Annotated in this window: 11 protein-coding genes and 1 other annotated feature; of the genes, 1 reads left to right on the top strand and 10 read right to left on the bottom strand. The window is 38.7% G+C overall.

The genetic code is table 11. From position 1 onward, the window contains the following. Nucleotides 1–24: 24 nt before the first annotated feature. Nucleotides 25–248 (bottom strand) — a binding site (T-box leader). A gap of 188 nt (nt 249–436) precedes the next feature. From NSQ52_RS04115 to NSQ52_RS04080, 8 genes are all read right to left on the bottom strand, one after another. Further along, a complete protein-coding gene (locus NSQ52_RS04115) occupies nt 437–1195 on the bottom strand; it encodes a hypothetical protein (protein ID WP_268357041.1) in 759 nt (252 codons plus the stop codon). A 253-nt stretch (nt 1196–1448) separates the two neighbouring features. Continuing rightward, the gene (locus NSQ52_RS04110; protein WP_212361185.1) at nt 1449–2279 is read right to left on the bottom strand and encodes a DNA alkylation repair protein; all 831 of its coding nucleotides are present in this window, start codon (nt 2277–2279) and stop codon (nt 1449–1451) included. Between the two features lie 188 nt (nt 2280–2467). Continuing rightward, complete coding sequence (locus NSQ52_RS04105) at nt 2468–3655, bottom strand: MFS transporter (RefSeq protein WP_342473942.1); 1188 nt, start codon at nt 3653–3655, stop codon at nt 2468–2470. A 26-nt stretch (nt 3656–3681) separates the two neighbouring features. Next, a complete protein-coding gene (locus tag NSQ52_RS04100; RefSeq protein WP_024720257.1) occupies nt 3682–4509 on the bottom strand; it encodes a MerR family transcriptional regulator in 828 nt (275 codons plus the stop codon). A gap of 134 nt (nt 4510–4643) precedes the next feature. Further along, nucleotides 4644–5162: a hypothetical protein gene (locus NSQ52_RS04095; protein ID WP_342473941.1), complete on the bottom strand. Its 519-nt coding sequence runs from the start codon at nt 5160–5162 to the stop codon at nt 4644–4646. 26 nt (nt 5163–5188) lie between these two features. Further along, nucleotides 5189–5599 carry a DUF6508 domain-containing protein gene (locus tag NSQ52_RS04090; protein ID WP_217967434.1) on the bottom strand — a complete coding sequence of 137 codons (411 nt, stop codon included), beginning with the start codon at nt 5597–5599 and terminating at the stop codon, nt 5189–5191. Nucleotides 5600–5921: 322 nt separating this feature from the next. Further along, nucleotides 5922–6227, bottom strand: coding sequence for a hypothetical protein (locus tag NSQ52_RS04085; RefSeq protein ID WP_041506592.1), 306 nt, complete (start codon nt 6225–6227; stop codon nt 5922–5924). Between the two features lie 12 nt (nt 6228–6239). Further along, complete coding sequence (locus tag NSQ52_RS04080) at nt 6240–7655, bottom strand: lipase (RefSeq protein ID WP_342467875.1); 1416 nt, start codon at nt 7653–7655, stop codon at nt 6240–6242. Between the two features lie 50 nt (nt 7656–7705). Between NSQ52_RS04080 and NSQ52_RS04075 the strand changes: the two genes are divergently transcribed. Then, nucleotides 7706–8068, top strand: coding sequence for a DUF1433 domain-containing protein (locus NSQ52_RS04075; RefSeq protein WP_178896506.1), 363 nt, complete (start codon nt 7706–7708; stop codon nt 8066–8068). A 271-nt stretch (nt 8069–8339) separates the two neighbouring features. Here the strand turns inward: NSQ52_RS04075 and rlmD are convergent, their stop codons facing one another. Continuing rightward, on the bottom strand, nt 8340–9731 hold the full coding sequence (gene rlmD, locus NSQ52_RS04070; RefSeq protein ID WP_045034519.1) for a 23S rRNA (uracil(1939)-C(5))-methyltransferase RlmD: 1392 nt from the start codon (nt 9729–9731) through the stop codon (nt 8340–8342). 96 nt (nt 9732–9827) lie between these two features. Then, entirely contained in the window at nt 9828–10697 is an 870-nt protein-coding gene (locus tag NSQ52_RS04065) for a DNA-3-methyladenine glycosylase (RefSeq protein ID WP_342467874.1), read from the bottom strand. Between the last annotated feature and the right edge of the window lie 255 nt (nt 10698–10952).

The raw sequence follows: 10952 nt of genomic DNA, 5'->3' as shown, positions 1-10952 counted from the left end.
ACAAAAAAACACACCCATCCCTCATAAAGGGACGAATGTGTGATCCGTGGTTCCACCCAAATTCCCATAATGCGTATTCGCTTTATGGCTCTGGCGCCGTAACGTGGCGTAGACGGTATTGGATACTGTAATTTCCCCAATACAGCTCAAAGGTGGTAAGACAACTTTTCTGCGTTAGGAAGATTTCACCGTGACTTCCCTCTCTGTGAACCGATAAAAGCTGCTCATGTCCTTTTCTTCGCTTTTGATTTCTCCATATATTACATGATGATGGGGAATGATGTAAAGATTTATTTTGTACAGTGCTATTGAATTTTATTCTTTAAATGACATTTTGAGTGACTGTACTTAGGCTATAATCAATTTGTATTAAATACTCAATTAGTATCCTAATTTGGATAGTAATCTTAAGCCAGCCATAATTCCCTTAGATTTCTCAATCCTGATAATACGTGTATAGCTGTGAAATTTCTATATCAATTCCACCTTTAAGAAGTCTCTCTCTCCTACTGTGAAATAGCTTATCTAATATTTCTTTCTTGTCCTCAAATCGCCCATAATGGATTTTCTTATGACAGACTAAACAAATTGAAACAATATTAGCATGGATGTCTAAACTGTGATCAAATTGATCCTGATATTGCATTGGTATCAAGTGGTGAGCCTCTACATAATTCTCTCCATTAAACTTAGAAATAAAGTGTTTATGCTGATTATCAAACTCACATAAATAATGTGCATCAGCTACAGCCCCAACTGCATAATTAGGATTTCTACTCCATACCTTTCTATTTTTCACTAACCTATGTTTAGGCTTATCATTTGGTTTATCCTCAATATCAGCTCTGCTGACATCAGCAGGATTTCCTATTAGGTACTTTTCAAACTGCTGCTCCTCTTTGAACAGCTCTGCCTGTAACTCAGAATCATAATAATACTCAATGTATTTTTTTAAATGCTTTAAAGCTACACTATACATCCTGTGTCCTTTTTCATTTTTCTTTTTAAACTCAGAATTACTAAGAATTTCATCAATAAAGGCAGCATCAGTTAAATTAAATAAATTAATACTCTGTAATCCATAGTCTTCTAATTCGGAGGATATTGTGCCGATCGCTTTAGAGTATCTTCCAATAGAGTATGGTTTTATATTTGCATAAGTTCTCAACCATTCAGCAAAAGTATCTTGATTCATCAATGGTACTACTCACTCTCTCTGTATATTGTTTTCTTTATAGATAGATATTATTTCTAGTTTTAGTCAGAAGAATTAATATGCTCTATTGAATTATGTATTACAAAAGCAATATTTGACTCAAACAAAACGAAATTTATACCATTCTGAAGAATAGTACTTCTGAATAATAAACCTGCAAATCTCTAAGAATTTCTCCTGTATCATTTAGATAAGAATCTCTCAAAAAAGGAAATTCAGTTCATGTTCATTTTCACAAATTCCCCTTCACAATCGTTCTCTTGGCTTTTTTAACAATCCTGCTAGTCGCTTTTGTATCAGAATCCTTTGACCACTGTTCACATAGGTTTCTTACCCAATTCGGCTGTGCTTTACTAGCGTCATTCAGCCAGTTTCCTACAGAATCTTGAACATATGTTGATGGATCAGATTTGAGGTGATCTAGAATAGGCAGTGCCCTCTCTGGTTCCTGTTTTAATAACTCAATATGCTTTGTCCATACACCTCTTGGACGGATCGACTCTACAGAGAACCGGCGAATATTTTCATCCTCGCTTTTTGCCCATTCTGTTAAATATTCTATACTTTGATCGAGCTGATGACTTAGATTTTCTCTCACTGACATCCAAGCAATTTCGCGAACACCAAAATGGTGGTCAGCTGCAAATGGCTGAATGTACGCTAGTTTCTCTTCCAAAGAGGATGAATGCTGCTTGTTCATATAAGCCGCCCAGCAGCGAACGCTATCAGATATGTGGCGACTGCATGCCTGTATGACTTCCACTCGTTTTTCCTCATTTTCTTCCTGCAGCACTTTATCTAACAAATGACCTATGAGACAAATTGCTTTCATGCCTGACTCAGATTTTTGTTTGGCAACTTCAGATGAAACATAGTCCAAATGATCGTCTAAGCCAAGGGACGGCAGGACATGCTGTATTAGCGTCATATGATTGACCGCTAGCCATTCAGTTAAATTTACACTCTCTATCTCCCCTTGATTCAAAAGGGGCAAGACGTCATGAGGAATGTCACTTCCCTTTCGAGCGCCTTTCCGATTGATGATCTCCTCACTTATTGGCATTATGTATCTCTCCTGTCTAGCAGTACTTTTTCGGCATTCATTTTTAGAGTAATTTGTTATTAACCCTTAAAAACCTTTGGATATTTACTCCTATTGTAGCAAATAAACTCCCTCAACTGGTGCATTCTTCAAATCAAAAAAAGGAACTACCCGAGATAAGTAGTTCCCACAATAAAAAACTGAATAAGTTACCTTCCTTGCTCGATCACCTTCAAACTCTTATGTTGAGAAAACCAGTCAAACACCACCATGAGAATGGTCATGAGTAACGCAAGGAAAACCGTACCAGCGCTGAGCCAGCTTAGGTTCAATACAGAGGTTCCGTTTAACACAATCCCCCCTAAACCCGACCCTAAAGCAAATCCGAATTGAATAAATGATGTATTAACACTTAATGCGATATCAGGAGATTTCGGAACAAGGGTTACTAGATATAGCTGCTGAGCTGGTGATGTACTCCATGTTGCGATCATCCATATCATGATAACAGCCACCATGATCACGAGATTCCCTGTGACAAATGCTAGTAGCATGAGCATCATGATTTGCAAGATGATGCCAGAAAAAATCGTGAAGATGGGTCCTTTTTTATCTGCTGCCATCCCTCCAAGGCTTGACCCTAAAAAGCTACATATTCCCGCTAGTAACAAAATGCCACTGATTTCTGTGATGTTAAGGTTTGCTGATGCTTGCAGGAAGGGCGTTAAATAGGTAAATAACGTGGAATATCCCCCTACATAGAATAACGTGACTGCCACTGCAAGTAATATACGCTTGTCTTTTAAAATCGATAATTGCATACGAAGCGTCACCGGTTCTTGTTCTTTCATAGAAGGGATCCGCCTATACACCACAATCAGCGGTATAAGCGTGATCACTCCAATGGCTGCGAATAATGCTTTCCATCCGATCATATTGCTTAGAAATGTCCCGATTGGAACGCCTAAAACCAAGGAGCTGCTTAATCCCATTAAAATGATGCCAATCGCTGTTCCTCTTTTTTCCCGTTCTACAAGACGAGTTGCAACCGCCATCGCCACTACAATCGCCGTTCCCCCACTGATTCCTTGTAAAACTCTTGTGATCATGACCATTTCAAACGAATGGCTGATACTTGTGATGAAGTTACTTAAAATAAAAATGATCAGCGTCCATGTTAATATTTTTCTGCGGTCCATATTGATGGTTAGTGCGATGACAATCGGTGCACCGATTGCGGCCGAAAGTGCTAAAGATGTGACCAATAAGCCAGCAGTAGACGTTGTGACATGTAAATCATGTGCGACCATTTGAATAATGCCAGTAATGATGTATTCGATCGTTCCGATTAAAAAAGCTGCTAAAGCAAGTAAATAGACAACGGTTTTATTTTGCATCGTGACGTTTCTCCTTTGGGCCATGTTTACGATTTGATTTCATTCTTAATAGGAATTTGAATTTCAATGAGCCTGCCTTCTTCATTTTCTGACAATGGGTAATAGATTTCTCGGCCCGGCTGATCATCTTTCACGCGGTATCCGTTATGTTCGATCCATGTCGCCAAGTCAACACAAGCTGTTTGTGCAGATGGAGAATGGGAATGAAATAAGAGTGTTGCCATGGTGTCTTCTGCAGGTAACGTGCGAATTGTCATTCCCTGAGGAAGAGAGCACCTTAACGATTTGACGGAATACCCCACCTCAAATTCGAACTCACTTTCTTTCTCCAGTGATTCTCTCCATAACACCACTTGTGGTCCCGAGATCGATTCTTGTTGATGTTTATGTAATAAATGATGAAACATTTGAAAGAATGAAGGGATTTCTTCAACAGTTCCGTTGGATTGAAAAGACATGATGCGTTTGCTTTCAACAGATTTGATGATGACCTCCTGTTCTTTTTCAACACACCCCTCTCGTTTGATGAGGTGCATTCGCTCCTTAATACGGGCTAATTTCTGTTGTTCTCTCTCGATCAATTGCTGAATCTCACTCTCTTTCAAGAGAAACATGCCCTGAATTTGCTCTACGGAAATATCTTCACGAAGAAGCTGCCCCATTTGTTTTAACGTAAAGCCTAATTCCTTATAAAGAAAAATTCGATTGACCTCAAGTAACTGCTCAGCTGAGTAATAACGGTATCCCGAATCTTGATCGATCTGCTGAGGCTTTAATAAATCAATTTGGTCATAATATCTTAAGGTTTTGACAGGCACTTTACTTAACATAGAAAAATCGCCGATCTTGAACATCCTGCATCTCCTCCGTTTTGTTGATCTGATCACAGTATAAACCTTTCAGTTAAGGGGAAGGTCAACATGAAGTTGATTAAATTTTTCAAAAGCACAAAAAAACCTAGATTTCTCTAACATCTAGGTTTTGCTCATTATCCTACTATTTTTTCTAACAATCCCATCTCTTCAACAATCTTTATATCATCCATAAATTGTTGCAAACTTACTTTATGTTCTTTCTTTTGTAAATCTGTTGAATAACCTAAACATAGATTAAAAATACAATCTAACCTTTGTCCGACTCCACTATAAAAATAATTCGTCAATATTCCATTATTTTCACTTGCAAGAACCACAACTGTAGCGATCTCTAATACATATTCTATATCTTCTATAGAAATCGTTCGATCCTTTTTCTTAGCAGTCATGAATTCATGACTATGAATAGAACGAATCCTACCTTCAAGTAAATTGAGTATAGACCTTTTATAGATGACATACACACTGTGAATATGATGTTTATCAGGACAATAGGGATCTTGTAAAATGAATTTTATACGTTCATCTTCTTTTTCCATTTTTATTGCATCAAAATCATATAATAAAATATGATCAATTTCTTCTATTTTCATAGGAGGAAACATGTGGGCTACATCTGTTTTGTTTTTCATTTGATCACCCCGAAAACTAGTCTCTCTTACTCCAAACGTTCCAATCTTTCAAGCCACTTGACAATAGTTCCTTTTGTAAAGACATCGAGTATGACACCATCGCAAAATCGTTCAGCTCTCAGAACCCCCATGATGAGAGCCAGTACACACTGCGCATTTACATTTGAGATGTCCACATTCTCCATATCGTTCGTTCCACCCTCAATGCCATTTTCTTTGAGGATCTCACTGTAGCGGGTAAGCTCCATTTCTTGATGTTGTTCTGCAAAGGTATAGACATCCTCGATAAAACGACGGACCGTTTCGGAATAATTCACAAAGGGCATCTGAATCGGGTGTTCTGCTGTTCCATCATTTTCTTTATCTATGACCCATTCACCAATATCATCGCCTTGAAGCATTGGGATATAGTTTGTTAAGATGTTAAATTGACTCAATCTCATCCTCCACCTTTCCATGAATTAAAAATTCTTTGATCGCTCTCTCTCAATAAGTTAATAAAAAAGTCCGTGATGATCGTACAAACTAGAAGCCAGTATTCAAGTCACGAACCATTTTTATTCATTTCACTTTTTACACTCGTACCATCGATACAACTGTCTCCACATGCACGGTATTAATCATCTTGCTCGTCAACGTTTATGTGTCATATTAAATAATAAGCTGATACCAGCTGTGAATAAAGCGTCAAGGAATTTATAAGACGATTCCCAAATAAAAAAACACCTCTGTCACATCGTTGCGAAGAGGTTATGTTCACTATTTTGTCTTTATACTTCTTAGAAAGGCACTTCTGTTCTCTGTGGCATTTGTCAGCATCTTCGCATTTTCATTGAGTCTTTGTATCAATGCATCCTTAGCTTTTCCTTCAAATGAAGAGAGTAAAGCAACATACACTTCAGCTACAACCTGTTGTGCTGAAGAAAAGTCTGACGCATGTTTTGTGTCTTCTTTTAGATTCTGACAATGCGTTTTTAAACTTGAACCTACAATTTTTTTTAATTCCTCATTCTGTTGTAATCGTCTGTAAAACTCATCTGCATCCATATTAACTCCATATGGCAATTGAAATCCTCCTTACAACCGTAACCATCTTGCTAATTCATTATCCTTATCTTTTAAATCCTCCGCCATTTTCACAATAAACTCACTAATATCCTCTAAATCTCTAATCAAATAATGTAGAGAAGCCTCAGTTTGATACTGTTCTTCTGAGTCATAAAATGCTGCTCCATCTTTCACAAAAGGGGCGTGAAACAATATAGCTTTTTCAACGTCACTTGGATCTAAATCATTGAATTCTCCTAACCTCTTTCCGCAAATAGATTTCACGTCATAAATCATTTTGCTGTGATCGTGAGGGAATTGTTCAATTGCTTGTTTTTTTGTTTTTAAGTCTTCGATAGCTGCCTGTAATCGACGAGCTAATTCTTTTGCATATTTGGCATCCACTTTGATGGTTTGTCCATTCATACCTGAATAAGATGAGAACGATTCGATATTCTGGTTATAAACACCTTTGCTTCCATCCACACTTTTGATATGACCATTCTTATCAAAAGTAAAGTTCGACTCATTTAAACTATGAGTATCCGGATCTTTTGCGAATGCTTGGCCATAGAAGGAAGTAATCAAATTTCCTAAAACCCCAGGAACACCAAACGGAGACACAAACCGATCTATACGCTCTCTTCGTGATTGACTAGGATCTTTCGTATAAATTGTCGTTCCATTGTGCCTGTCATATTCCAACAACCAACCTGCCCCCACCATATCATCAGGATTAATGATGGCTTTATGATACAAATCAAATTCGCCGTTTCTGATTTTCTTCTGAGTTTCTTCATCATGCAGTTTAACAATGGAAGGGTTGTTAAAGGCTACACTGTAAACATGATTGTTTACACCAGCGTATTCTGCATCTGCCCCTCCAAGTGAGTGACCCGTTGTTGAAATCACTGTATTAGTGCCAGCATACTTTTTCACTTCATTGGCGACGAGCTTATCACCTTGATCAAATTGAGATGTCTTAGTGACAATTTTGTATTCTCCACTTTTCAACAACATGGCTTGTTCCATACTACCGTTATACTTGGTAATCGCTTTAGAGTTTTCAGGTGCCTCTTTTTTCATGATGTATTTGACTTTCTTTTTCGGGTCTTGACCCATTACCACGTTGCCGCCATCTGCACTTATCACGTCAGCTTTGATTTGTTCTTGATTTGTTCCTTGAAAACCTACGACAACATTCTCAGGTTCTTTTGGTTTAACCCATTTACCTTCTTTTTTCTTGGCTTGGACAAATACGTAAACATCTAGGCCTGTGTCTGGGTCTTTTTTGATTTTGTCTACATAAAAAGCTTTTTTTGAATCATTTACAAGTGGTGTCTTATTCTCATAGGCTTTTCTCATTTTCTTTTCACTATATGTATTTTGGCTCAGAGAAAAATAATCTTTATCTGTTAAATTAGGTATGTCCGTCTTTGTATTCATGTACAATGCCCCTTCTCTCATGTAAAATCTAAGATAGAAAGGATGGTTTTATGAAAAAATACATAATTATCCTTATAACTTTGGTTATTATAACACTTGGAGGGATATTTATGAAGGAACAACACGACAAAAAAACAGCTGCCCAAGAAGCTAAAAAAGAAGAATTGTATTCCTTGGCTAAGAAAAGAATGACTGACTTTATTAAAACAAACTATAATGATATTAAACGAATTGATTATACTGATGATTATGAGATAAACCCAATGGGCGGTATTGAAATTAATGGTTATCTCAATGAAAATAAGAAAAAAGAAATATGGGGAATCTATGATAAGGGCAATGACGAAGTCATATCTTTCACTGTAGATGCTAAAGAAAAACCCGAGTGCGAAGATAAAGTATGCGAGTATTAAAAAGAGGATAAATCATCGAATAAACAAAAACGTCCCCTTGGAATTTCAAGGGGACTATTTGTTTACTTCAAGAAGGCTTCGAGCTGCGCCTTTTTCTTTGGTTTTGGACCATATATACCATCTGCGATAACACCATGCATATATTCATATAAAACTTCCATTGATAAAACATGACTGGTGATATTTATGCTCACTTAAAAAAAATTTGGTGATTACTTCATATTAGAAGGTTAAATGATCATAATGGCCTTTCGCGGTTCTTTGCCCACTATTATTTAAGGACTAAAGACACCACACACTCCACATGCGCCGTATGCGGAAACATATCCACTGGCTGCATGTATTCGATCTTGTAGTCTTTTGACATGTATTCGAGGTCTTTTGCTAGTGTAGATGGGTTGCAAGAGACGTAGACAAAGCGTTTTGGTTTGACTTGTTTAACCGTGTCTAGGAAAGTGCGTTCGCAGCCTGTTCTTGGCGGGTCGACGACGATAACATCGGGACGGAAGCCTTCTTTGACCCATTTTGGCAGCCAGTGTTCGGCTGTGCCTGTCACATAAGTTGCGTTTTTCATGCCGTGTTTTTTGGCATTTTTCTTCGCGTCATCAATTGATTCTTTGATGACATCCATACCTCTTACTTCTTTTGCTCCATCTGAGAGCCACATTCCAATGGTTCCAACGCCGCAATACGCATCGACTACCTTTTCTTTGCCAGTCAGTTTGGCCGCTTTTTTCGCTTCGTCGTAAAGCTTTAATGTCTGCTTCGGATTCAATTGGAAGAAAGCCCGTGCACTCAATTCAAAGGAGACGTCTCCTAAAAATTCTTGGATGACCATGTTGCCAGCTAGGTGCGATGTTTTATGCCCAAAGATGACTGACGTTTTTTCGCCATTAATATTGTGCATAATAGACGTCACTTCTGGCAGACGTTTTTGAATGGCTTCGGCGATTTCTTTTTTCTTTGGAAACTCAGGCTTTGATGTGACAAGGACGACTTGTACTTCACCTGTTTCAAAGCCGACACGCACAACAATCGAGCGCACGTCGCCTTTTCTTGTCCGCTCGTTGTAGACAGATACGCCGAATTTCTCTAAAATTTTGCGGACGACGCCTGTTGTTTTGTTCGTTTTCGGATGCTGGACGATACATTCCTTGATCGGAACAAGTTTATGAGAATTCAGCCCATAAAGCCCTGCGATGATGTCGCCGCTATGTGATCTTCCGACTTGGAACTGACTTTTATTCCGGTAGTGCCACGGATCTTCCATACCGATTGTTGGTCTAATATCGATCTTTTCAACCGACAGCTTTGTATGACGCTCCATTGATTGAATGACAATATCGCGTTTTTCCTTTAATTGCTGCTCGTATGCCAAATGCTGAAGCTGACAGCCTCCGCACTCTTCGTATACTGGGCACGGCGGTTTCACTCGATGTTCTGAGCGCTTGCGGACTTTCCTCACCGTACCTTCTGCATATTTCGCTTGGACATTCGTTGCTTCAACTACTACTTCCTCACCTGGAAGTGCACCTGGGACAAAGACTACTTGCTTTTTAAAATAACCGACCCCTTCCCCATTAATGCCAAGGCGTTTAATGGTAAGCGGGAACTGCTGCCCCTTTTGCAGAAGGGCTCCTTGCTGTTTTTCTTTCACGTTTATTCTCTCCGTTCTATTTAAACCTTTATCGGTTGTCCTCATTTTATTCCATCTGAATAGTATATCACGACTTGGACGAAGAGCGAAAATGCCTTTCAATTATTTATCTGTCTCTATACTTCTCCATAAATAAAGGGAGGCGTAACTTAAATACGGTGCCCACTCCTTGCTTAAAACTGCCATCTCTTCTTTTGTTGGCTTTTCTGGCAGGTCAAAGTGACGTTTGATCGCATTTTGAACCCCGATATCTGCCATTGGAAAGAGATTTGGTCTTCCAAGTCCATTCATGAGGACATTTTGAACCGTCCAAGGTCCAATCCCTCTAATCGGAAGCAGACGTTCTTCAATTTCAATATCCGTTAAGTCGTGTAATTCTTCTAAATTTAGAGAGCCGCTCACTATTCGCTTTGAGACACCAATCACATATTCCGCTTTTCGCTGACTGAATTGCAGTTTTCTCAAATCGTCGGTTTCAAGTGATGCAATGGTTTTCGGTAAAGGGTCAAACCAGACGCCGTCGATTTGCTCACCATACGTATGAACAAACCGTTTCGTCAACTCATAAGCAAAGGCAAGATTGAGCTGCTGATGAATGATGCATTTCATCAAGCAATGATATAGATGGAAATCCAGCATAAGCGGCGTTCCGATATGACGTTCAAAAATGGGCGCAAGATTTGTTTGAGCAAAATGGGCATGCACGGCGTGTAATTGATGCTCCATGCCAAATATCCGCTTCACCTCAGAAAGGATCGCTTCCTCCGGCCCGTTAGCCTGTATCCGGAACGAAGGCGCTTCTTTTGTTCCTGTCGCTTGAACGACTGCAACGTACGGTTTATGATTCAGCCTCATCGGTACTTTGATTTCTCTTTTATCCAGATCGACCGCCTTTAATGGATCGCTCGACAAACGTCTCAGCACTTGATCGAAGTGATAGGGCGGTTCAACCAATAGGTGTTTTTCCCACATGTTTTTCCTCTTCCTTTCTGCCAACACACGCAGATGTGATTGTTTCACTTTGCATGAATGATTCTCTATATTGAATACTTTTAAATATAAAGAGTACAAGAATTTATCAGTTATATCTTCCTTATTTATGGTCATTCTCCTTTTGGATAGATGAAAATTTTTAGTCGAATTCAGCTAAAATTCGACAGCAATCTTCAACATTTTAGGATCATTTTCCTTAAATTAGAAATAGAACCTATGGGTGATATCTTCTAT

Source organism: Bacillus sp. FSL W8-1141, from assembly GCF_038593205.1.
Taxonomy (GTDB): domain Bacteria; phylum Bacillota; class Bacilli; order Bacillales; family Bacillaceae; genus Bacillus; species Bacillus altitudinis.
This window is presented reverse-complemented; position numbering and strand designations above follow the sequence as displayed.